Consider the following 23,803-nt stretch of genomic DNA (forward strand, 5'->3'; position numbering starts at 1 on the left):
TTTGCTGGGCATCTTCGGGGATAAACGCAGTGTTGGGGGGCAGGAATTACTCCAATCGCTGCGTTTGCCACCGTGCGCGAATAAATTCGATCCTTCCCTGGAACCGGGGCCAGTGCTGCAATCCTTGGCCAAGCAGCAGCATGTTTATTTGCTGGTATCTGTGCGCGACTATGTCGCTAAGCTCAATCGGGTGATAGTGGCACCCTCTAAACGTCTGGACATCGTCGAGCGCTGTCTGGCGTTGGTGGGGCCACCGGTTAGAAAAATTTTAATCGAATACAGCAAGACCCAAGCAATTCCTGAGTCGCAAGCTCGCAGCGAATCGCTTTTGGCGGCCGCTTCCTGCCTGAAACAACTCTCAATCAGTCTCAAACGACTGCTAAAAAACGATTTATGCGCCAGTCGGCATAATAAAACCCTGCGCAAGCGCATTGTTAAAAGTGCTGTTTACTACTTCGAAGTGTTGGCGGTGGAGCAACGCTTGATTGCTTTGCGTTATGAACAATGGCCGGATCATATTTGGTTGGATTGTAACGCCATATATTTTGCCTTGGCAGACAGTGAGGACGTAGACAAACTTAACGAGTTGGGTTTGAGTATATTGCTCTCCGTAAATAGTGCCACTGAAACCGCCAAACTGAGTTTGACGGGATTGTACTTTGCTATACAGTTGTTTGGTTTTATGGACCCTAACACGCTCTCGCCGGAACAACTTCAGCTGTTGGATTATACTCTAAAATCCAGGCTGGGCGATTTACAGATTTTGGCAGATGATGATACTCCTTTGGGTGAGGGGCAACTATTAGTATACCGAAATTTGGATCGACCCCCGTTGTTGGATCGCACCGGGGGAAGTTACGAGGATGCCAGAATTCTGGACCTGCGGCCTTTGCTCAATGTTTGGCAGCTGAATTACGAAATATATGCCAATAAATTCAAAGGTCGAGGTGAAGTACTGGAAATGAATTCCAATGTCCACGGCGTACTGGAGCGCGAAGACATGGAGCGCATTTTGGCGCTGGAGTCGGTTTTACGGTGTTTCAAAATTCAGCAAAGAAACGAAACCCGGCGCTATCGTGACGAAGCACCCTCGTATGTTTTCTTGGGTTACAGTAAATGTTTTAGTCTGCTGAACTCAGGTAATGATCCGGAAGCCGAGTCCGCAGAACAGTTGCGCAATTCTTTGGCACAAAGTTCCGCCTCTATTTCCCCCACAGCTGGAAGCGGTGAATCTGCCCGTTGGGTAATAATCAATGAAAGCAGCAAAGGGATGCTGCTGCAGACTGCAGCGACCCAATACATATCCCATATCTTTATCGGTCAGTTGCTGGCTTTGGCACAAGAACGTGAACAATTGCGATATCCAATCATCGCTTACGTGACACGAATTGTTCGAGCCGGCGAAAATAAAATCCAGCTGGCGGTCAAGCGCCTGTCTTCTCAGGTCAGCTGTGTTGTTGTGCAGAATGACTTTTTGCAGAAAAATAATATGGGACTACCCGGCTTGCTAATTCTGGATTCCGGTGAGGGGCTCAGACTCTTGGTGCATCAGAGCCACCGTCTGGGTGAGTCTCAGGAAATTGCTATCAAACGTGGTGGAAAACTCTTTAGAACCACGGTACAAAGTACACAGTTGATGCGGCGGGAGTTTATTGTCTATCAGTTAAGTGAGGCGAAGTATCATCAAGATGCAGAGACGCAAGAAATCGAGTTGGCGGATGGAGAAAAGCTTGAGCATAGTCACGGTGAGGATTTGACTGAAGGCAGGGGGCTCACTGAGGAGCAAGATTTCACGGAAGACTAATGTGATTTCCCCGGTTCAAAAAAGCATACAGCTGTTTTGGACCTCTATCCGGAGCAAGCTATTTCCGTAATGCAGTACATGTCATATTATTTGATCCACATCATGAGCGATGCATATTCATCTGCTACATTTAAAGAAATTCGGATTAACTCCAACAAGGCATTTGTCAGCACAACCAGGAATTATTGAAACTAAACCGTAGGAAGGCGCCATGAAACAACTGCTCATTTCTATATTCCTACTTTGCATGGTGGTGCCGGTGCTGGAGGCTCGGGATTTCCAATACTCTCAGCTTAATCTCCGTTATGTCAGTGGGAAGTTAGACGATGGCACCACGGGAAGCGGTAAAGAGGTGGAGTTAAATTATGACATCGATCATGTCGTTCTCAGTTTGCATATTCAAATCATGGACTATTCCTTGGCAGGCGATTCAGTGGGACGCGATACCCATATGGGTGGAATAGGGGGTTATGTGAAACTGGAAGAATACATGGATTTTTTTGGCCATGTACGCTTTGGAGCCTATAACTCGGACGCCTCCAGCATCAAACTGGCAGAACGAGATGTGTTGGTTTTGTTATTGGGTGTGCGTCTGGACTTTGCCGGACACAATGAAGGCCAGATATATATCGGGCGTTATGAATTCTCTGAAAATCAAGTGGTGGGTGGTGGTCCCGCTCTTGATGAAAATATGATAGGTCTTAGGGCGGTTGTTTCTGATGTCGCTTATCCGGAGTTTGGGTTTAACCTTGGTGCGGAAGTTTTCGACTCCTACCAATATGTGAGTTTTGGTTTTACTTACAATTTTTAGTGCTCTCCGGAAAAATCATAATTTAAATGAGGCTCAGGTTTTTGCAGGTAATGACCTTGGATGAAGTTAATGCCGTGTTGCCACAGCACGGCCAGCGAACTGGGGTCTTCCACATGTTCTGCTATGGTTTTAATCCCTTTCTTTTGTGCAATATCAGTGAGTTCTTTGACCACGTTTTGGCTGGCTTCGCCGTTGGCAAGTTCTTTAATGTGCTCGCCATCGATTTTGAGGTAGTTCAAATCAAAGTGTGCCAGGAATTTTAGATCAGTGTTTTCTTGTCCTATGCCCGATAAGGCAAAGCCACAGTGCAGTTGCTTAATGCCGTTTACCAAAGCTTTGGTAGCGCGGATGTTTCTCAAAGCGTCGGCTTCAGACGCTTGGAAAACAAAGTTTTTACCCTGAAGTCGGGCAGCTTTAAGCAATTTGCTGACCCAAGGCAATAAGGTGGCGTCTTCAATAGATTCAGGAGACAGCTTTAGGAACAATTGCACATCGGCCCCGGTACGTTTTTTCTCCAAAATGGCTTTGGCGGCGCTCTTAAAAATCCAGCGGTCCAGTTCCAGGGCCAAACCGGAGTTGCCGGCGGCTTCCATAAACTCGCTGGGCATAATGAGATTTTTGTCTTTATCCAACATGCGTATGAGCGCATCATAGCGTTCGCCGGATTCGCCATGAAGACTGACAATGGGTTGAAAATGCAGGACGAAGTGGTTGGATTTCAGTGCCAGTCGAATCCGTTGAGCCCAGGCTTTGTCTTCTTCCAGGCTGGCAATTTCATCGGCCATGGTGTGGATATGTACGCTGTTACCTTTGACTGCGGCGTTCTTACAGGCGGCTTCGGCATGATTCAGCGCTTTTTTGTAATCGGAAGTCGTTTCCACAATAGGACAGACGCCGATACTCACCGTGGTGGTGACGGTTTTCCCCTCCACTTCAAAAATATGCCCTTCGAATATTTTACGGATTTGTTCGGCAAGGGCTTGGAGCCCGTCGCTTTCTGTATTGGGAAATAAAATGGTAAAAACATTGCCTTCAAAACGGGCGATAATGGCATTAGCTTGTTTAATATTGCTTTTAAGAATATTAGCCGTATCGGTCAAAACCAAGTCGCTACCCGACATGCCTAAGGTGTCACGAATAGAGGAGAAACTGTCCGGTTTAATATAAAACAAGGTGCTGACAGTGGCGGATTTGGCCGCATCCACGACAGCCGTGTTCAACTCTTCTACAAAAAACTGGCGGTTATACAATCCGGTCAACAGGTCTTGTTTGCGTAACTCGTCCAGTTCTTTTTGCAGTTCAGCATCATCTGAATGCAACTGAATTACGATCTGGGTACAGGGTTCACCGTCAATACTGGCAGAGGAGAAGTGCATAACCGCTTTGAACTGTTCGTCATTGGCTTTGATCGCCTGAAAATCGAAAACTTTCTCAGGTATTTTCCCCTGGCTGATAGTTCGCAACAATTCCTTAAAGTTCTTTTGGTGATCGGGGGCGATGAGGTCCATTACCGGAATACTTTCCACTTCATCCGCATCCAGTTCAAATAATTCCAAATAGCTTTGATTGGCGTAAATGTGCATACCTTCGTGGATATAGGAGATGGCATCACGGGAACTGTCCAGCAAGGTACGGTTACGCTTTTCACTTTCCACCAGAGCGACACGGCATTCACGATGAGATCGGCGGCCCTGCAGGCTGCTCAGTTCTTTTTGGATGACCGCAACCAGGTACTCCTGTGAATCGGAGGCGATGCAGTGGGCAGCGCCGCCTTGCATCAGCGCAACGCTGTTTTCCACAGCCAGGGTTTCGCCGAATACAATGGTTGGCAGGTCTTTGCCGGATTTTTGTACGACCTCTAATGCAGCAGAGGCTTCGCAATCACCTACGGTCGGTGCGCACACTAACATGTCCCAGTTTTGTTCATTAAGGGCGTTTTCCAGGTCTTCCTCGTCCTGGATGTGTTTTGACCTCACAGCAAAACCATTATTTCGTAGCGAGCTGGCGAGCGTCTCCGCGCTATGGGAGGATTCCAGCAACAACAACATATGGATGGTAAAATCGTTATCCAACATCAACTCCTTGATAATATTCTTTTTTTTGTATGCTCACTAAATTAATTGCCAGATACTGTCAAAGTCTTTGTCTGTTTCGGTGGAAAGGGGTTTAGGTTTGTCAAATCCCAAGACTTCTATGGTTTCAAATTCAAACTGCGAAAAAACGCCGGTGGTTTCTATTAATCGGCTCAATTTGATGTGAGTTTTATAGCCATGTTTGTTCATGGTTAAGTGATCACCTGTTTTAAGACTGTGTTTGGTCAGCAAAGTAATAGGTTGCTCAATTCTGGGCAATTCCGGTAATACCAGAGCTGGACTGTAAGCCGGTTCAATTTCTGCCTTCATAAACCGACAGATAGCCACCACTTGTGCACAAGGGGCTAGCTTTTGAATGCCCAGTTCCAGCCCCCGGCTGGTGTTTTTCATACGGCGAATGACACCCAGATTCAGCATACTTTCGTCATCTGTATCGGCATGTATTGCATCACGTATACCAACCAGTTCACCAATTTGAACTTTTTGCGTTTTCAGAGTGTTATCCATGTAACCGATCAAACAGTAACCACCAGCACTTTCATTAATATTGTTGAAATTTATTGCTTCGTAGGCCAGTGTCTGCTTTGCCTTGTCTTTTTGCTCCAACCACAAACGCAAGTTGTAGTCATATCCAATGGTTTTGCTGGCATAGTCGTTGTCCCATACGTCAGGTGCGAATTCATTCACCGAACTGGCGCCATAGATGAGAGGGGCGGCAAATTCCGCCGGGTCTTCCAGTTTTGGGTCTTTTTGCTCGCTTTGACTGTCAATGACCGTGTTGGTATCAAAAATGGCGGCGGTGACGGATTTGCACATGCCACTGGTTTCCAACTCAGGGTTCAAGCGGAGAATTTCTTTGATTAAATGGTGCGTCGCATTGAGGCCCAGGGTTATAGTCAGGGTGCTGTTGGTGGCAGTACGATTGAAGCCACGTCGAGATTTTCCACTCCAGGTTAACGCGATCAAATAGACTAAATCCAAGGGTAATTCCAGTGCGGTACTGCGTTCGGCCAGATGTTCACTAAGCATTTGCACCAGATCCGTGGTGTCCAACCAGCGGGAGTGGGTGGGGTTGCTGGGTTCCTTGGAATTGAAAAAACTGGGCGCAAAGTCTGTATTCAAGCGAATTTGTACTTGATTCAACAGCTCGGACTGACCGTCCGGTGGCAAAATGCGGCACAGAGGGCCCCAGTTTTCCAGGCGTGCATAGAGCAGGTCCACAATACTTTGTCGGAACCGATAGGGGCTTAAAAGACCAATCAGTAATATACGTTTATACAGATCACGGATGGTGGATTTTGGTTTATGGCAGCTGCCTACGTTACGAATTTTGGATTTTTCCAAGGCATTTTCTTCTGCATACAGGTAGAGCTGATGTAATTGCAGCCAAGTACTGCTGGGTAGTTCCGAGTAAACTTCATAAGCCGTCAGCAATGTTCCGCTTAAGTAGTGAATGGCCCTGTGGATGGCCAATCGGGTGCGGCCTTTGATAAGTAAGGACAGTGGTGTTCCCCAGGTCTGATCGATAATGATTTTGTAACCTGTGGCCATTTCCGCATTCAGTTCAATAGCCAACTGGGCCATGTGGCGGTTTTTTTCGGATAGGGGCAAGGTTTCGTGCAGATAATGCTTTTTCAACGTGCCCAGGATGTTTTCCACAGGTTCGCATATTTTTTCCAAAAGATGTAGCCGAGTTTTTTTGCTGATGTCGGTCTGATTACACTCGCACAGTGCGTTATAGATCATGCGAGCGCATTCACCCGTATCGCCTAAAGGTAAACTGGTAAGCCAGGCATCGAGATGTTTCGGGCGGGTATTGAACATTCCCTCCGAAACCGGTTTTAGGCTGGGAGTGGCTAATAGTCCTTCTGGTCTCATGCTGGGCATGACTTACCTGCCAACATTTCGATGACGAATTTTGGTTGAAAAAACGTCCAACGCCGTTTATTCACCGGTCTTTGCTTACCGACTCTGCAATGCCTTTGGAAAACTCTCATTAGCGATTCGACACAAGTTTTATACCTATCCATGCGAATTTCTCGGCTAACTTTATTCATTGATTCGGTTGAATAGAACACAGCAGGTTTGGCGGTAACCGAAACCTTACTTTCCTTTTTGTCCGCCCATAGGGTAGTACGATTACTATACAATCTGTTTCGGTTTGTTTTCATTTTTCTGTAGATTATGGCAGCTCTAAGCCAGTAAAAACAATGGGTTTGAATGGTTAAATGTTGATCGGCGGGAATGACTCATAGCGGTGTCTTGGACGGCATACCGGGAGATTCACGCACCAAAGTGGGGACCAAATACCCCGGTAACCGGTCTCTTAGTTGCGTTATCAGGGTTCTGGCTTTGTGGTCGCTGACACAAAAGTGTGCTGCACCCTGAACCTTATCCAGGATATGTAAATAGTAAGGAAGTATACCCGTATCAAATAGGGCTTCGCTGAGTTGACAAAGAACCTCGGGATTGTCGTTGATACGTCGCAGTAATACCGATTGATTGAGTAATGTCGTTCCACAATGGCGTAGTTTTTTGCACATTGCCCTAATGTTGGCATCAATTTCGTTGGCATGGTTGATATGCAATACCATTACAAACTGAAACCGAGTTTGCTGCAATAGTTGTAGAAACGTCGCAGTGATGCGTTCCGGCAGTACCACTGGCATACGTGTGTGAAACCGGATGCGACGTATATGATTGATTTTGCTTAAAGAACTAACGATGACTTCGAGTTTCTCATCACTCAAAGACAGCGGCTCGCCTCCACTCAAGATGACTTCTGTTATTTGCTTGTCCTGGCGCAGGTAGTTCAGGGTTTGGTTCCAGGTTTGTTGGTTGAAACTGTTGTCCGAATAGGGAAAATGGCGTCGAAAACAATAACGACAATGAATAGGGCAGGCGCCCGTTAAGGTTAACAGTGCCCTGCCCGCATATTTGTGGAGCAGGCCCGGAGCTTGCTGAGCATGGGTTTCCAGTAACGGATCAAAGCTGTATTCCTCCGGACTGCAGGTTTCTGCCAGTAAGGGAAGTACTTGCAGCAGCAAAGGGTCTTTCGGATTGCCTTTTTGCATTCGGGCGACAAAGCTATGAGGGACTCGTAAGGGGAAGTCCTGAAATTGCCCTGGGCGGAACTTATGGGAGAGCTGTAAGATATTCAGCAGCTCCAGCGGGTCCTGAATAGCTTCGGCCATGTTTTTTTTCCACGAATTGGCCTGCAAAATCGGGTGGGAAAATTGTATCATTGGCGGCTTCTTTATTTTTGAATAGACAGTTTTTTGAATAGACAAATAATTTTTGAACAAGTATAAGGGCTGTCACTTAGGGTCCATTTCAAAATCAATCCGTTTCGGCGCAAAAACGGAGTATATAATCATTCGGCGTTTTGCGACTGTATTTAAAACAGACGATAGTATAAACGGTAACGATTGATTTTGAGATAGTTCCAGTAATAGTCCCAAATCGAGGCGCACATGGCTACTTATAGCACTAATGAATTCAAATCGGGTATGAAATTAATGATCGATGGGGCACCCTATACCATTGTAGAGTGTGAGTTTGTCAAACCAGGGAAAGGTCAGGCGTTCGCCCGAGTTAAATTACGCAATCTGCAAACTCGGCGCGTCATCGAACGAACCTTTAAAACGGGTGAGTCGGCCGAAGCGGCTGATGTTGTGGATACGGACATGCAATATTTATATAACGATGGTGAGTTATGGCATTTCATGCATCCCGATACCTATGAGCAGGTCGCTGCAGGCAAAGATGTGGTGGGAGAAGCCAGTAAGTGGTTGAAAGATCAAGATATGTGTGTGCTGACATTATGGAATAGCCAGCCCATTGATGTGGTTCCGCCCAATTTTGTGGAATTGCGTATTGTGGAAACTGACCCAGGTGTACGTGGGGATACCGCCAGCGGTGGCGGTAAACCGGCAACTCTGGAAACAGGAGCCGTAGTACGCGTCCCCTTGTTTGTGGAACAAGAAGAAGTGATCAAAGTAGATACCCGGACCGGGGAATACGTCAGTCGCGTCAAAGAATAATTCGATCACGCCTGTGGAATCCTGGCGTCCCAATGCCAGCCTGGAAGCGTTAAAACTGCGGGCACACACCTTGGCAAAAATACGTGAATTTTTTGCCGAGCGTCAGGTGCTGGAGGTGGAAACGCCCACCTTATGCCGAGCCGTGGACCCGGATCCTCACATAGACTGTTTTCAAAGCCAATTTAATGGCCCGGGCTTTGCTCGGGCATTGGGCTTGTTTTTGCGCAGTTCACCGGAATTTCACATGAAGCGCCTGTTATGTGCGGGTAGTGGTTCTATCTATCAAATTAGCAAATGCTTTCGTCAGGGTGAGCTGGGCGCGTTGCACCAGCCGGAATTTACCATGCTGGAGTGGTATCGCACAGATTTTGATCAAAACGACCTGGTCGCGGAGATGAAAGATTTGTTGATGCGATTGGCACCCCAGTGGTCGTGGCATCGCTGCCATACCTTGTCTTATGCCGATGCTTTCCTACGCTACGTTCAAGTGGACCCATTACAAGCCAGTGCAGAAGAGTTAAACATCTGTTTACAACGTTACGGTGTTCAGCTTCAGGATGGGGATTTAGCGGATGAATTTTTGTTGTTGGATTGTCTGATGAGTCATATTATTCAACCGCAGCTGGGGCGGGAGGGGCCTTTATTTCTGACGGATTTTCCAGCCCGGCAGGCGGCTTTGTCACAATTGAATCCACTGGATGCAAGGGTGTCGCAACGGTTTGAATTGTTTGTGGATGGGGTGGAGTTGGCCAATGGTTTTTGTGAATTGCGTGATGCCACGGAATTGCAACGGCGTTTGGAACAGGATTGTCAAACGCGGCGGGATAACGGGCAGACATTGATTCCCCTGGATCGAGCGCTCATTGCGGCACACCAATCCGGCTTACCGCAATGTGCCGGTGTGGCTCTGGGTTTTGATCGATTGATGATGCTAATAAGTGGGGTTGATCAAATAGACCAAGTCTTGGCTTTTTCTGAATTCCAGTGACGGGACGGGATGGCGAAAAACACAACTAATTGTATGGTTGTTCGACGGGCTGAAATACGGCAATATTGGCGTAATTAGGGATTGGACGCAGTTTCGTTAATCGCAAGGGGGGCGATGTATGGAAAACCGTTGGAGCAGTCGCAAAGATCTAAATATCGGTGTGGATGTGCATTGTGACGGTACCGTTGTTTCTTGCAGTTGCCGCGATATTGCAATGGGAGGTGCCTATCTGGAGTCCAGTGCGCCATCCATGTTGTCGCACAAGTCCGAAGTGGAATTGGTATTTCATCTTAAAGACGGTTTCAATAACATCAAATACGCCCTACCGGCGCAAATAGTCCGAGTGGATCAACAAGGTTATGCTTTACGGTTTCTCAGTAATGATACCGCCGCGTTTCGCTCCCTGCAGAGTTTGTTGTCGTATCAGTCCTGTTGAAAAATTGCAATTTAGTCCGATTCCAACGGATGTTGTTGCCGTTTCCACTGTGAATAACATTCAATGCCGCAGTAGTGTTGCACATACTCATCGGCTTCCTGGTGGATAGATGCAGAGACCGGAATTTCTTCCAAACAGATTTCACAAGCGACAAGATCGGGTTCTTTGGGTTTTGGTTTGTTATCCATATAGCGGCTCCGTGGATCAGCAACACGTGTTGGGAATTATGGGCTCTGTCGCGCTTGCGCGGGAACAGGTCGGGAAAGAAACTATCGTGTCTTAAGCATAGATCTATAGAGATAGGATTTCATGTCGTGACTGTGTCAGCTGTGTGACGGGATGGGCCAATCTAACCCAAGGAAAACTAGGTTTTCTGTATCTCGCCTATGATTTGTCCCATTTGTACATTTTTTCCCGGGGCCAGATTCTGCCAGGCCATGCTCTTGGGCGGAAATAATAAGATCACAGTTGATCCCATATTGAAACGTCCCATTTCCATCCCCTGTTCCAGCACAATGTTCTTATCTTTGTAATTCCAATTGCAGATGTGACGACCGTGCGGTGGGCTGACGGCGCCATGCCATACCGTTTCCATACCAGCCACAAAAATAGCACCCACCAAGATCATGGCCATGGGACCAGCCGGTGTTTCAAAATAGGCTATCACACGTTCGTTGCGGGCGAACAGGCGAGGAATGGCCCGTGTGGTGGCTGGGTTAACGCTGAAAAGACGGCCGGGAATGTGGCTCATTGCCACCAAATGACCGGAACGAGGCATATGGATTCGGTGATAGTCTTTGGGTGACAAATAGATGGTTGCAAAGTGGCCATTGTTGAAGCTGTCCACCCATTGTTGTTCACCCGCCAGCAATTCATGCAGGGTATATGACCGGCCTTTAGCTTGAAACACGTTGCCGTTGACGATATCGCCACTTTGGCTAATGGCCCCGTCTACCGGACTGACGATATGTTTGTCTCCAAAAGCAATGGGTCTGGCCTGTGTTTGTAGTGGTCGGGTAAAAAACTCGTTAAAACTGGCATAAGCGCTTGGGTCGCTGGGGTTTGCCTCGCTCATGTTGATTTTGTATTGTTTAATAAACCAACGAATGAAGAAATTTTTCCACCAGACGGTTTTGCTGCGTGTTAGGGCATGCATGAGGTTGGAAAGCGCGTAGTGAGGTAGTATGTATTGTGGCCAGGCTTTGACAAAATCCAACAGGCCGGCGGTCTCGTTATTAGAGTTGTTCATAGATCGTTTCGTTTAGGATATAAATAAGTTCAGGTCAGGGATTCAGGGCCAGGAATAATGTTCGGATTTCCTTGGCATAGTGCGGAGCCGGGAAGCGCGCAAAATAACGGCCCTTGGGATCAATTAACAGCAAGGCACTGCTGTGGCTGACCGGATAGTCGCCTTTGTAGCCTTCGCCCAATTTGTATTTAATGTTCAGTTGGCGGGTTAGTACATCGATTTGGTCTGATGTCCCGCTCAGAGCTACAAAATTTTCATCGAAATAGCTGATATAAGTCAGCAATTGTTTTGGGGTATCTCGTTTGGGGTCCACGGTGGCAAAGACATACTGCACATTGTTCTCCATTGGGGGAACGGGCAGCAGGTTTTTGGACAAAGTCTCCAATTCTGACAAAGTAGTAGGACAGATGTCCGGACAATTGGTGTAGCCAAAAAAGACAAATGTCCATTTATGAGCAAAACTTTTTTCAGTAAACGCCCGGTTGTGCTGATCAACCAATTGGAACGGGGCGATTTGTTTGGGTTCTGGGAGCAGGACCGCTTTTAGCTGCTCGGCCACTGTGGCATCATTGGCATTGGCAGTTAAGACATAAAAACTTAAACTGGTAACCAGCACCAGCAGCCTATGTGCCGGCGCAAGCCGGATCCTGGGAATTCGGGGTAATCGAGGCGATAGAAATAAGTGCCCAAGGTTTCTTAACATAACAAAAGGAAAAATTCGCATTGATTCAGTATGCGGCAAGTATACAGGGTTTTCGGGAATGTGGGAAAGATGGATTCAACTAATATCAAAATAGAAGACAATCAGGAATTTGATCACAAAACTCAGTTAACAACGGGTATTTTGCTGGTCAATCTGGGTACCCCGGAGAGCCCGACAGCGTCGGCATTAAGACGTTATTTGGCCGAATTTCTATGGGATCCTCGGATTGTGGATTTGCCTCGTTGGTTGTGGTGGTTCATTTTAAAAGTGATCTTGCTGATTCGGCCACGACGTTCTGCGGCGGCGTACAAAAAAATATGGACAGAAGCAGGGTCACCGTTGTTGGTGATTTCCCAGCGTCAAAAAGAGGTTATAGAACGATCTCTATCCAGCCTGTATACAGGTCCTATTGTGGTGGAGTTGGGTATGCGTTATGGCAATCCGTCCATTGCCTACGCTTTGCAGAGACTACGTCAAGCCCACGCGCAGCGGGTGCTGGTGCTGCCTTTGTACCCCCAGTATTCCTGCAGTACCACGGCGTCCACTTTTGATGCGGTTGCCGCCGCAGTTAAAAACTGGCGTTGGGTACCGGAGTTGCGAATGGTGAATTCCTATCACGATTTTCCCCCCTATATTGAAGCCTTGGCCAATAGTATCAAGGAATCCTGGGGAGCCAACGGGCAAGCACAAATGTTGTTGTTCTCGTTCCACGGCACACCCATGCGGTTTTTGGAAACCGGCGATCCCTATCACTGTATGTGTCAGACTACTGCCAGATTGGTCGCTGAGCGATTGGGATTGGTGGAAAGCCGTTGGCAAGTCACATTTCAGTCGATCTTCGGGCGGGAGAAATGGCTGCAGCCTTACACTATTAATACCCTGGAGACGCTGGCTCATTCCGGCGTACGCAGTGTGGATGTGGTGTGTCCCGGATTCTCTGCCGATTGCCTGGAGACTTTAGAAGAAATTCAGGAGGAAAATTGTCATGCGTTTCTCAATGCGGGTGGTAAAGAGTTTCGTTATATTCCAGCGTTAAACGATCGTGTAGATCACGTGCATGCCTTGTGTTCTTTGATTCAAATGCATACCCTGGGCTGGTTGGATACGGCTGAGCGTTGGGATGCGCAAGTACATCAACAAGCTAATGTCGATCGTGCTGAGCGGGCCAAGGCGCTGGGGGCAAAGAAATAGCCCAGTTAATAAGCCTTCAATACAAAAAAGGGCAACCGACCGAATCGGTTGCCCTTTTTTTATGTTCCACTTTATACCGAATTAATGCCCGGGAGCGTTTTCCAGTTTTTGTTGTAATTTTGCCAATGCCGCCTGTGTTTGTTTCAATTCTTTGAGAATATCGTCCTTGCTGGGTGGGCTTTGCAGCTGCTCCAGGCGTTCCTGTTTGGCTTCTTCCAGGTTATTTAACACGACGGCAATAAACAAGTTAATCACAACAAACGTGCCTACAGTGACAAAGCTGACAAAATACAACCAGAACAAATGGTGTAACTCCATGGCTTTGTACATGACGTCGGTCCAGTCTTCCAGAGTAACGACACGAAATAAAGTGAGTAGCGATATGCCCAGATTGCGCCAGTGTTCCGGGTCGTGTTGGTGGAACAAGTGATATCCGGCGACGGCATAGATATAGAAAATCACGCCCATTAACAGCAATACATGACCCATGCTGGGAATGGAGCGCACCAATGTGCTCACAATCAAACGCAATTCGGGGATGGTGGAGATGAGACGGGCAATCCGTAACAGACGCGCCAGACGCGCAATCATGGCGTATTCGCCGGTAGCGGGTATTAACGAGACCACAACCACGGTGAAATCAAACAGGTTCCAGCCATCACCAAAGTACAGTTTCAGGCGTGGTGCCACGGCAGCGATTTTTAATATGGCTTCCAGTACAAATACGGCTAATATGATGTTGTTGAGTAGAACCAGGCCACCGTTGTATTTGGCCACAATTTCCGGTGAAGTTTCCAGCCCCAAAACCACAGCGTTGATTAATATCAAGCCAACAATACCGTATTCGAAATACGTAGAGTCAACAAATTTTTTAAGCGTATTCTGCATGTTTTTCTCGTGTTCAAAAGCGGGCAAAGATACCGAATCGCGATGCGGACCGCAACTGTAGTGAAAACGTGGGAGAGGTTATTTTTTGGCGTGTTTGCGCCGTACCTGTTTGCGAATGTCGTCAAAGAATAATCCTGGATCGACACGAGCATCATTCAGGCTTACACCCCAGTGTAAATGGGGACCGGTGGCGCGGCCGGTTTTGCCAATGGCGCCGATTTGTTGGCCTCGTTCGATGGTGTCTCCCGGTTTTACATCAATGCGGGACATATGACAGTACATGGTGATAAGGCCGTTGCCATGATCCAGGAATACCGTATTGCCGTTAAAAAAGTAATCACCGGTTTGCAATACCACCGCTGCGGCCGGTGCCACAATAGGGGTTCCGTGGGGAGCGGCAATATCGATGCCGCTGTGGGGTTTACGGGGTTTTTGATTGAAAAAGCGACGCAACCCAAAAGGGCTGCTTAAGCGACCGTGTACCGGAATCTGAAAGTCTTCCGTAGAAGGTGGGGCGTCACGCCAGTGAGCCAGAGATGCGGTAATTTCCTCTTTTTCACTTAGAATACGTTTTAAATCTTCCGGGTTGGGATCCACTTTGCGTTTATTTTTTATCTTAAGATACTGTTTTTTATATTTTTTATTTTTGATTTTGAAACTAACGACAGAGTCTCCGGATGCGCGGCTGATGCGCAGTTGGTGCTGGCCCGGCTTAGTGTCCAAGGGGATGCCGGTCACGGCTCTCCAATGGTCGGTTTTCCCCGGGATGGGTACCACCATCACCGGGTTTTTGCCGAAATAGGCTTGGGGTTTGTCACTGGAATGACCCAGAGAAACCCATGCAACGCCACCGGGTACGGGATTGGCTTTGGGAACTACGGCCACAACAACCGTGGGGGTTAAAAGCAATAATAAGGCTGTGATGATTATTGCTTTTGTAAAGTGACGAATAACCGGTTTCATAAGTACTAAGAACCTCGCTTAGGGTTGAAGTTCATCATCCGCGGACTCGATTGTAGCGTTTGCATCAATCGGGTTCAGTGCATTGCTCGGTTCTATAGCGTCGACAGTACAGTGCAATGTACCCCGGTGTAATTGAGTTTTGACGCTTTGCCCCAGTTTTACTGTTTCGCTATTGCGGACAATGGTACCGTTGCTGCTGCGAACAATCGCATAACCGCGGCCTAAGGTTGCCAGGGGGCTGACCGCATCCAAGGCCCTCCCCAAGGCGCCCAATTGTTGCCGATGTTCATCCAGAATGTGTGCCATTACGGCGTGCAGACGTTGTCCGTATGCACCTAAGCGCCATTGCAATGGCGGAATTCTTTTTAGGGGAGACTGGAGTTCTAAACGAGAGCTCAGGTGTTGTAAGCGGGTGTGGTTTTGTTGTTGCAGTAAGGAGAAACTTTGCAATAGACGCTGTTCCAGCTCATCCAATCGTTGCGCCTGAGTCTGGAGTCTGCGAGCGGGGTGTTGCATGCGTTTACGCAACCATTCCAGTTGTTGTTTGCGATACAGCAGTTTGTTTTTAAATTCCCGTTGCAAGCGTTGTTGCAATGCTTGCAGCGTTTCCAGCCATTCTATCTTGTCCGGACTCACCAACTCCGCTGCCGCTGAGGGGGTGGCGGCGCGTACATCGGCAACAAAATCTGCAATGGTTACATCGGTTTCGTGTCCTACACCGGTGACAACAGGAATGGAACACTGAAAGATGGCCCTGGCCACAGCCTCGGTGTTGAAACACCACAAATCTTCCAAAGAGCCACCGCCCCGGCATAAGATCAACACATCGCAGCGCTGGGCACTTTGTGCCCGGCGGATAGCTCGAACGAGCTCTGCAACAGCGTTGGAACCTTGTACCGAGGTGGGGTAGATCAATACAGGAATGGCGGCAAAGCGGCGCTTTAACACCGTGAGCACATCTTTGACCGCAGCGCCATGCGGCGAGGTGATAATGCCGATGCGTGTTGGCAATTGCGGTAGGAGACGTTTGTGTTCCGCCGCAAACAAACCTTCATCGCTCAGACGCTGTTTTAATTGTTCAAACTGTAATTGCAGCGCTCCTTCGCCGGAGGCCTCCATATGCTCCACCAGCAGTTGAAATTCTCCTCTGGCCTCATACAGACTCACTTTGGCCAGGACCACCACGTGATCTCCATTCTTTGGGGCGAATCGCAGCAAACGGTTGCGGGTTCGAAACATGGCGCAGCGCACTTGTGCCCGCGTGTCTTTCAGGCTGAAGTACCAATGGCCGGAGGAGGGGTTGGCCAGATTGGAAATTTCGCCTTCCAACCAGACATGTGAAAACTGCTTTTCCAATGAGATTTTAGCGGTTCGGGTCAGTTCCGATACGGTCAGAATTTGCCGTGACTGGCTCATAGGGTTGTTTTGGATAATGCGTTTGGTTTGGTGATAAGCAAAAAAGCAGGCCGAAGCCTGCTTTTTTTGTGTGGATCATGCCGACACTAGAATAACCAGGGTCCGGCGTTTTTCTGACTCATAGCCTGTTGGTACGCGGCTTCACCTTCAAACTTGGCACGGGCAGCCAATTTACGGGCTTGTTCTGTATCGCCTTTGCTCAATGCCGCTTTAGCGCCTTTGATAAATTTGTCTTGAGAATCACGCCACGCGCCACCGTTGGCTTGGGCTTTTTTGATCACAGCTTCGGCTTCTTTGATTAATGATTCTACAGACCCGCCACCGTCACTGGAGGTGGCCATCGTACCACCACCGGTGGAAGCACATCCGGAAATTGAAATAGCTAGAAATGCCGCTGTGACAATCAATACTTTTCTCATTTACTCTCCTCCAATGAAGTGTACTGTCTAAATAATTTATAACAATTGTTCGCGGTGGATTCGCCAATTGCCACTGTGACCAGTGCGAGGGGATTTATGCCCCTTTTTTCCTCCTGTTCATCACAGCGAGTGGCGTGTTATCCCGAAAAGCGATAAGCCTTTTGCTAAGCTACCGGTTTACCTTATACACGTCAATCTTTATAATTCGCACCCTACTATATATTTACCCTGTAGGGAACCCCACTATGCGCATAGTTCAGGAAGCACTCACGTTCGATGACGTTTTACTGGTCCCGGCTCATTCCACGGTGATGCCTAAAGACGTTGACCTAAAGACACAATTAACGCGTGGGATTAACTTAAACATACCTTTGGTATCCGCGGCAATGGATACGGTCACAGAAGCTCGTTTGGCCATCAGCATGGCCCAGGAGGGCGGAATTGGCATTATTCATAAGAATATGTCGGCGGAACAACAAGCCAATCAGGTACGAATGGTTAAAAAGTTTGAAAGCGGTGTCATCAAAGATCCTATCACCGTGGCACCCAACACCAGCATTAAAGAAGTATTGGCGTTGACCCGAGCCCACAATATTTCCGGAGTTCCGGTGGTTGATGGTGCCGATTTGGTAGGTATAGTGACCGGCCGTGATTTGCGTTTTGAGACTCGTCACGACAATCCGGTTTCCAGTATCATGACCCCTAAAGAGAAATTGGTGACCGTTAGGGAGGGCGCGGAACCTCAGGAAATTCTTAAACTTTTACATGAATTTCGGATTGAAAAAATCTTGGTGGTGAACGATCAGTTCCAGCTGCGAGGCTTGGTCACGGTTAAGGATATTCAAAAAGCCACCGAGTTTCCCAATGCCTGTAAAGACGAGCACGGTCGCTTACGCGTTGGAGCTGCCGTCGGAACCGGTGCCGGAACCGAGGATCGAGTGGCCGGTTTGGTGGATGCCGGTGTGGATGTGGTGGTGGTGGACACGGCTCACGGCCATTCCCAAGGTGTTTTGGATCGAGTCGCCTGGGTAAAAAGTCATTACCCTGATTTGCAGGTAATAGGTGGAAATATCGCTACTGCTGAAGCTGCCAAAGCATTGGTGGCTGCCGGTGCCGATGGTGTTAAAGTGGGTATTGGCCCCGGTTCCATTTGCACGACCCGAATTGTTGCCGGTGTGGGCGTGCCACAGATCACCGCGATCGCCAATGTGGCCGAGGCTTTGAAGGGCACGGGTATACCATTGATCGGTGATGGTGGTATCCGTTATTCCGGTGACGTGGCCAAAGCCATAGCCGCCGGGGCCTCCAGTATTATGATCGGGAGTATGTTTGCCGGTACGGAAGAAGCGCCGGGAGAAGTTGAGCTGTTTCAAGGGCGCTCTTACAAAGCCTACCGTGGCATGGGTTCCTTGGGGGCTATGACGGCGCAACAGGGCTCCAGCGATCGTTATTTCCAGGAAGGCAACCAACCGGATAAACTGGTGCCGGAAGGCATCGAAGGGCGAGTTCCTTTTAAAGGGGCATTGCGTCCGGTGTTACATCAACTACTGGGCGGTGTGCGCTCCAGCATGGGTTATACGGGTTGTGGCGATATTCTCGCTATGCGCACCAATACCCAATTTGTACGTATCACCAATGCGGGCATTGGCGAGAGTCATGTGCACGATGTTCAAATTACCAAAGAGGCTCCCAACTATCGGGTGTGAATCCCCGCGGCGTTGCCGCGGCCTATAACGATAAAGTCAGGTTTTACATGTCAAATAATGCGGATATACACCAGGATAAGGTTCTTATCATCGATTTTGGATCGCAATACACCCAGTTGATCGCCCGGCGGGTTAGAGAAATCGGTGTTTTTTGTGAAATTTTCGCCTACGACATGGTGGATGAAAAGTTTGTGCTCGACTACTGGCCGAAGGGAATCATATTATCCGGTGGCCCGGAGTCCGTGAATATGGATCAGCCGCCACGTTTGGATCAGGCCATTTTTTCCATGAAAATTCCCATTCTGGGGATATGTTACGGCATGCAAACCATGGCGGCACAAATGGGGGGCAAGGTACGCAGTGCCGGCAAAAGTGAATTTGGTTTTGCTCAAGTCCGTGCCCGCGGTCATTCTGAATTGCTGGAAGACATCGAAGATCACACCAGCCCGGAAGGCTACGGCATGTTGGACGTGTGGATGAGCCATGGGGACGAGGTGAGCGAGATTCCCGAAGGCTTTAAAGTCATCGCCAGCTCCGATAATGCGGAGATCGCCGGTATTGGCAACGATGAGAAACAAATGTACGGGATCCAGTTTCACCCGGAAGTCACCCACACCCGCCAGGGCAGTCGTATTCTAAAGCGCTTTGTGAGCGATATCTGCGAGTGTGATACTTTGTGGTCACCCGGTAATATTGTTAACGATACTATCTTGAAAGTCCGCGAATTGGTGGGTGTGGACAAAGTGGTGTTGGGGCTGTCCGGTGGGGTGGATTCTTCCGTGGTGGCGGCTTTGTTACACAAAGCCATCGGCGATCAACTGATCTGTGTATTTGTGGATAATGGTTTGTTGCGCCTGAAGGAGGGCGATCAGGTCATGGCAACCTTTGCCCAGCACATGGGCGTGCATGTCATTCGTGTGAATGCGGAAGAGCGGTTTTTAACGGCTTTGTCGGGTGTGGCCGATCCGGAGAAAAAACGCAAAATCATCGGTAATTTGTTTGTCGAGGTGTTTGAAGAAGAAGCCGGCAAATTAACCGGTGTGAAGTGGTTGGCGCAGGGGACGATTTATCCCGATGTGATTGAATCCGCCGGAGCCAATTCGGGCAAAGCGCATGTGATCAAGTCACACCACAATGTGGGCGGCCTGCCCGAAGACATGGCTTTGCAATTGCTGGAACCTTTGCGGGAACTGTTTAAGGACGAAGTGCGAAAAATCGGTGAAGAACTGGGCTTGGCCCACGATCTGGTTTACCGCCATCCCTTCCCCGGACCGGGTTTGGGGGTACGTATACTGGGTGAAGTACAAAAAGCGTACGCCGATGTATTGCGTCAAGCCGATGCCATTTTTATCGAAGAATTGCATAAGTTTGGCATGTACCACAAAGTGAGTCAGGCTTTCGCCGTATTCTTACCGGTCAAATCCGTGGGCGTCACCGGCGATGGTCGTCGCTATGATCATGTTATTGCCTTACGTGCCGTGGAAACGGTGGACTTCATGACCGCACGCTGGGCTCATTTGCCTTACAAGTTTCTGGAAACCGTATCCAGCCGCATCATGAATGAAGTCGATGGGGTATCCCGGGTGACCTATGATATTTCCAGCAAGCCTCCTGCGACGATAGAGTGGGAGTAGCCGGTACTGGCTAGCAATGACCGGTACTGGCCAGCATCAAGCTCTTTCCGTTTAGATAAATGCGCCGCGACAAATGGGAGATTCAAGTCCTGTGGGTCGGATTAGACCAAGACAAAACGGTGAAGATCCACGTGTTGGATTAAGCCCATGTCCCTGCGGGCTCCTCCGACCTAGGTTCTGGCGAAATCTAATATCCGTTAGTGCCGTACTGCATCAGCGTAACGCCCGTGATGGTGCCGTCAACAAAGGCAGGTCCGGCACCTATCGTACCATGACCCTGATAACTGCCCAGGTTCGGGGCATACAGGCAGACTTCATTGGACTCGCACAAAAGATTATCATTGCCCACCGCATCGCCGCTAATCTCGATCGCAGATAGCAGGAAGGTTGTCGACGAGGTGGTGGACCAGGTATGGCTGATGATGTCGTTCCCGGTCGGTACCGCCATCGCGCCCAACATTACCGTGTCGTTGTTCAGCAGAGACCAGTCCCAGATTGCACCATTTCCAAACGTAAACGCGCCTTGACCCCCGGTGGACGGAAACGCACCGCCTTCTCTGCCCCAGAGTCGATAGGCATTTTCATAATTGAGCCAATCAAAGGTTGACGGGTCAGCGGGGTAGCTCGCTATACCATTGGTGTCACTGGTGTTGGCCAGGTCATCCGTGGATAGTTTGCCGACAAAGCTGGAAGCGACGGAAACCCCCGTCGTTGGGCTGCCGAAATCTGAAGGCACAGCCGCGACGCAAACGCCATCATGGGTTGCGTCAACACCGCCGGCGTCATCCCACAGGCCGCCCGTTGCGGTTGACTCGGCTATCACAAAGCAATCTCCAACTGAATTGTCACCAACCATCAAAGAACCGGAAAACTGGTTGTTGTCGGCTCCTGTGGTCAAGTAGATCCCGGTATTGCTGTGTGTTGCCAATGTTGAGTGGAACAGGTTGTTGGCATTGCCCAGGTAGTAACCATAGTAGTTGTTGGCCGCAGCAGTCTGCAGAAACGTATTGTCACTACCTTGGGCGATAATTCCGATGGAAACATTATTGGTGGCGGTTACCCCGGCGAACACATTGTTTGCAGCGAAATTGTCCACTGCGAATCCAAAATTGCTACCGGTTGCCGTAATACCCATAAGGACATTGTCCACACCCACGGAAAGCGAAATTCCGGAATTTGAACCACTGGCGATGACGTTGGTGATCAGATTTCGGTCTGAACTCGACATCTGCACACCATTGGTGGAGTTGATGGCCCGAACGTTGTTTATGGTGTTGTCATGAGCAGCAGTTAAGGCAATGCCATTCGATGTGTTGTTCTTTGCACCGATATTGTTCACGACGTTGAAGCTGGTTAGTTGTAAATAGACTCCTGAGTTGGTGTTGGCGTGCGCGACAACATCCAGAATTTCATTTGAGTTAGAATTATAAACATAGAGTCCGTAGTAGTTACCGCTGACATCGATGTTGGTCAAAGTGTTGTTGCTACTGAAATTGTTCACATGCACGCCATTGGTACCATTGTTCGAGGCCGTGATATTGGTTAGCACATTGTTCGTCGAAAAGCTGAGCTCCAGGCCAACACCCCCGTTGAAGGAGAAATTCATGTCGCTTATCTGATTGCTATTCGATGCAGAAACCAGCATACCTTTGCTGGTGGAATTACTTATCACGCCATTCGATATCGTGTTATTCGTCGAACCTGAAAACAGTTCGATACCCACCGTCACCGACCCATCGATATTCGCCTGATCGATCAGGTTATTGCTCGAGGCATTCAGTTGTATGCCATAGTCCGCGTTGGTGATGGTGTTCAGTCGAGCCACCGAAAATTTGGTGCTGACCAGTAATATGGGGTTGTTGGCGGGACTGGCCGTGCCATCCATCTCACCTTCAATCCAAAGAAAATTCTGCGTGTTTAAGAACACCAGGTTGGAGCCGCCGGTAACTGGCCCGGTCATCGTCACACCCGGCGCGACGACAAACCCGACCTTGCCAGCATCCAGTGTATAGGATGTTGCCGGGTCGGCGGTGACAACATAAATAGTACCAGCTACCGCGCCGCCGGCCATGCCGTCGTTGTCTTCAACGATGGTATTGCTGTACCAGGGATGAGGGCGGCTTAAAAACCCATCTCCGCCGGTGACGACCAGACTATGGTTCTTCCAGGCTGGCGCGCCGCTGAAATTGATCAGGTCGCCCAGGCCTTTGCCCGTGGCCAGCCCCGACGTGCGATAGACTGTAGTAAGCCCGCTGTCATCACACACCCAGGCAAAGGCCGACATGGTGTCGGCCGCGCTCAGTCCGCCGCAGGCGGTGGTCAGCCCAGTGTCGATCTCTATGATTTCTGCCGCGTGTACGCAGGCATCATAGCCACCGGTTTCTGTGCCATCGCAAGCGGTATCTGTTGCAGAGAAGACGTCAGCACCATCATTCTTGACGTATTCATTCCAGTTACTATTGGTGTAGGTACGCGTCGAAATGACCACGTCAAACGTGTCTTCAACAAAGGCCGCAGAGCCGCCGTCGGTCAGCCGCACCGTCAGTGAAACCACCGGAGAATTCAGACTGGCCTGCGTCAGTGTCAATGTCGAGCCGACGATGGCCGTGGTTATCGTCGTGGCATCGGTGTTCGCCTCAACCGTATAGACAGGCGTCTGAGTGGTATCGACATCCACCATCCAGGTCGCGAGGTCCACATTCCAGGAACCGAACCCGTCAAACACACCATGGTTGGGGATGGTCATCGAAAGCGTCGGCAGGTCGTTGACCTCGGCGACATCGATGCTCAACAGCAGGGTGTCTTCACCGCCGACCCCATCTGCGGCCGTAATCGTAAAATCGTTTTGGCCGACATCCGAATTTGCCGGTGTGCCGGCCAATGCACCGGTATTCGAATCGATGGCCAGCCATGCCGGACCGATTATGGTCCAGGTGACGGATTGACCGTCGGCATCTGAGGCTGACAGCGCACTATCCGAATAGGCGGCCTCTTCAGTACCGACGATGGCGGGTGTCCCCGAGATCACAGGTGCCGAATTGGTCGGGCCGGTTCCACCGCCACCACCTCCACACCCGGCGAGTAGCAACATGGCGCTCACTGCCAGGGAACGAGAAATGTGAGAACCGGGGTTGATGGACATCGGAAAGCCTCCTCAGGCAAAAGGAATTCGGTGGAACATATCTGTATAGTATAAGTGTGGCAATTTCTCTAGCCGACAATCCTCGGTTTTTGTTAACAGTTTGTTCGAGGCGTTTCATATTCTGTCACCCCCGGGCTTGACCCTGTCATCATGAACCAAATAACCAAGGAGTACGACATTTAGACACACCAATGTCAGCTTCTCCATGGAATACGTAACTGGTTTATTGCTAGATTTCGTTACAAACAGTAACATATTTGGGGTATAAACTTTCGTAAAAATGGGTGTTTAGAGAGCATATCCAGATGAAAAGAAGT

The 23,803-nt window shown here is 49.1% G+C and carries 19 protein-coding genes; 8 read left to right on the plus strand and 11 right to left on the minus strand.

Going from position 1 to position 23,803, the window contains the following annotated elements; all coding sequences use genetic code 11:
* Position 1: 1 nt before the first annotated feature.
* Complete coding sequence (locus OEY58_06155) at positions 2–1,804, plus strand: hypothetical protein (GenBank protein ID MDH5325025.1); 1,803 nt, start codon at positions 2–4, stop codon at positions 1,802–1,804.
* Between the two features lie 211 nt (positions 1,805–2,015).
* Positions 2,016–2,615: a hypothetical protein gene (locus OEY58_06160; protein ID MDH5325026.1), complete on the plus strand. Its 600-nt coding sequence runs from the start codon at positions 2,016–2,018 to the stop codon at positions 2,613–2,615.
* Here the strand turns inward: OEY58_06160 and OEY58_06165 are convergent.
* The 3 genes from OEY58_06165 to epmB all read right to left on the minus strand — a co-directional run bounded on the left by OEY58_06165 (position 2,612) and on the right by epmB (position 7,953).
* Complete coding sequence (locus OEY58_06165) at positions 2,612–4,690, minus strand: bifunctional diguanylate cyclase/phosphodiesterase (GenBank protein MDH5325027.1); 2,079 nt, start codon at positions 4,688–4,690, stop codon at positions 2,612–2,614. The genes OEY58_06160 and OEY58_06165 overlap by 4 nt on opposite strands.
* A gap of 36 nt (positions 4,691–4,726) precedes the next feature.
* Positions 4,727–6,586: a hypothetical protein gene (locus OEY58_06170; GenBank protein ID MDH5325028.1), complete on the minus strand. Its 1,860-nt coding sequence runs from the start codon at positions 6,584–6,586 to the stop codon at positions 4,727–4,729.
* Positions 6,587–6,957: 371 nt separating this feature from the next.
* Positions 6,958–7,953: an EF-P beta-lysylation protein EpmB gene (gene epmB / locus OEY58_06175; GenBank protein ID MDH5325029.1), complete on the minus strand. Its 996-nt coding sequence runs from the start codon at positions 7,951–7,953 to the stop codon at positions 6,958–6,960.
* Positions 7,954–8,181: 228 nt separating this feature from the next.
* Here epmB and efp point away from each other — a divergent pair, with 228 nt between their 5' ends.
* The 3 genes from efp to OEY58_06190 all read left to right on the plus strand — a co-directional run bounded on the left by efp (position 8,182) and on the right by OEY58_06190 (position 10,175).
* The gene (gene efp, locus OEY58_06180; GenBank protein ID MDH5325030.1) at positions 8,182–8,751 is read left to right on the plus strand and encodes an elongation factor P; all 570 of its coding nucleotides are present in this window, start codon (positions 8,182–8,184) and stop codon (positions 8,749–8,751) included.
* A 13-nt stretch (positions 8,752–8,764) separates the two neighbouring features.
* Complete coding sequence (gene epmA, locus OEY58_06185; protein MDH5325031.1) at positions 8,765–9,739, plus strand: EF-P lysine aminoacylase EpmA; 975 nt, start codon at positions 8,765–8,767, stop codon at positions 9,737–9,739.
* A 118-nt stretch (positions 9,740–9,857) separates the two neighbouring features.
* Positions 9,858–10,175 (plus strand): PilZ domain-containing protein, encoded by a 318-nt coding sequence (locus OEY58_06190; GenBank protein ID MDH5325032.1) that lies wholly within the window; start codon positions 9,858–9,860, stop codon positions 10,173–10,175.
* Positions 10,176–10,186: 11 nt separating this feature from the next.
* On the opposite strand, the gene OEY58_06195 is transcribed toward OEY58_06190, so the two are convergent.
* The 3 genes from OEY58_06195 to OEY58_06205 all read right to left on the minus strand — a co-directional run bounded on the left by OEY58_06195 (position 10,187) and on the right by OEY58_06205 (position 12,040).
* Positions 10,187–10,363 (minus strand): DUF3330 domain-containing protein, encoded by a 177-nt coding sequence (locus OEY58_06195; protein ID MDH5325033.1) that lies wholly within the window; start codon positions 10,361–10,363, stop codon positions 10,187–10,189.
* A 176-nt stretch (positions 10,364–10,539) separates the two neighbouring features.
* Complete coding sequence (gene asd / locus OEY58_06200) at positions 10,540–11,424, minus strand: archaetidylserine decarboxylase (GenBank protein MDH5325034.1); 885 nt, start codon at positions 11,422–11,424, stop codon at positions 10,540–10,542.
* 34 nt (positions 11,425–11,458) lie between these two features.
* Complete coding sequence (locus tag OEY58_06205) at positions 11,459–12,040, minus strand: SCO family protein (GenBank protein ID MDH5325035.1); 582 nt, start codon at positions 12,038–12,040, stop codon at positions 11,459–11,461.
* Between the two features lie 156 nt (positions 12,041–12,196).
* On the opposite strand from OEY58_06205, the gene hemH reads away from it, so the two are divergent.
* On the plus strand, positions 12,197–13,318 hold the full coding sequence (hemH, locus tag OEY58_06210) for a ferrochelatase (GenBank protein ID MDH5325036.1): 1,122 nt from the start codon (positions 12,197–12,199) through the stop codon (positions 13,316–13,318).
* 81 nt (positions 13,319–13,399) lie between these two features.
* Here hemH and OEY58_06215 read toward each other — a convergent pair whose 3' ends face one another.
* From OEY58_06215 to OEY58_06230, 4 genes are all read right to left on the minus strand, one after another.
* Positions 13,400–14,206 carry an ion transporter gene (locus OEY58_06215; GenBank protein ID MDH5325037.1) on the minus strand — a complete coding sequence of 269 codons (807 nt, stop codon included), beginning with the start codon at positions 14,204–14,206 and terminating at the stop codon, positions 13,400–13,402.
* A gap of 78 nt (positions 14,207–14,284) precedes the next feature.
* Positions 14,285–15,169, minus strand: a complete 885-nt coding sequence (locus tag OEY58_06220; GenBank protein MDH5325038.1) for a peptidoglycan DD-metalloendopeptidase family protein — start codon at positions 15,167–15,169, stop codon at positions 14,285–14,287.
* A gap of 18 nt (positions 15,170–15,187) precedes the next feature.
* Positions 15,188–16,585: an exodeoxyribonuclease VII large subunit gene (gene xseA, locus OEY58_06225; protein MDH5325039.1), complete on the minus strand. Its 1,398-nt coding sequence runs from the start codon at positions 16,583–16,585 to the stop codon at positions 15,188–15,190.
* Positions 16,586–16,671: 86 nt separating this feature from the next.
* Complete coding sequence (locus OEY58_06230; GenBank protein MDH5325040.1) at positions 16,672–17,004, minus strand: SoxXA-binding protein; 333 nt, start codon at positions 17,002–17,004, stop codon at positions 16,672–16,674.
* A 245-nt stretch (positions 17,005–17,249) separates the two neighbouring features.
* Between OEY58_06230 and guaB the strand changes: the two genes are divergently transcribed.
* Positions 17,250–18,710 carry an IMP dehydrogenase gene (gene guaB, locus OEY58_06235; protein ID MDH5325041.1) on the plus strand — a complete coding sequence of 487 codons (1,461 nt, stop codon included), beginning with the start codon at positions 17,250–17,252 and terminating at the stop codon, positions 18,708–18,710.
* A 47-nt stretch (positions 18,711–18,757) separates the two neighbouring features.
* Positions 18,758–20,344, plus strand: coding sequence for a glutamine-hydrolyzing GMP synthase (gene guaA, locus OEY58_06240; GenBank protein MDH5325042.1), 1,587 nt, complete (start codon positions 18,758–18,760; stop codon positions 20,342–20,344).
* Positions 20,345–20,531: 187 nt separating this feature from the next.
* Here guaA and OEY58_06245 read toward each other — a convergent pair whose 3' ends face one another.
* Entirely contained in the window at positions 20,532–23,486 is a 2,955-nt protein-coding gene (locus OEY58_06245; GenBank protein MDH5325043.1) for a right-handed parallel beta-helix repeat-containing protein, read from the minus strand.
* Between the last annotated feature and the right edge of the window lie 317 nt (positions 23,487–23,803).

It is taken from the genome of Gammaproteobacteria bacterium (assembly GCA_029882975.1).
GTDB lineage: Bacteria > Pseudomonadota > Gammaproteobacteria > SZUA-152 > SZUA-152 > JAJDNG01.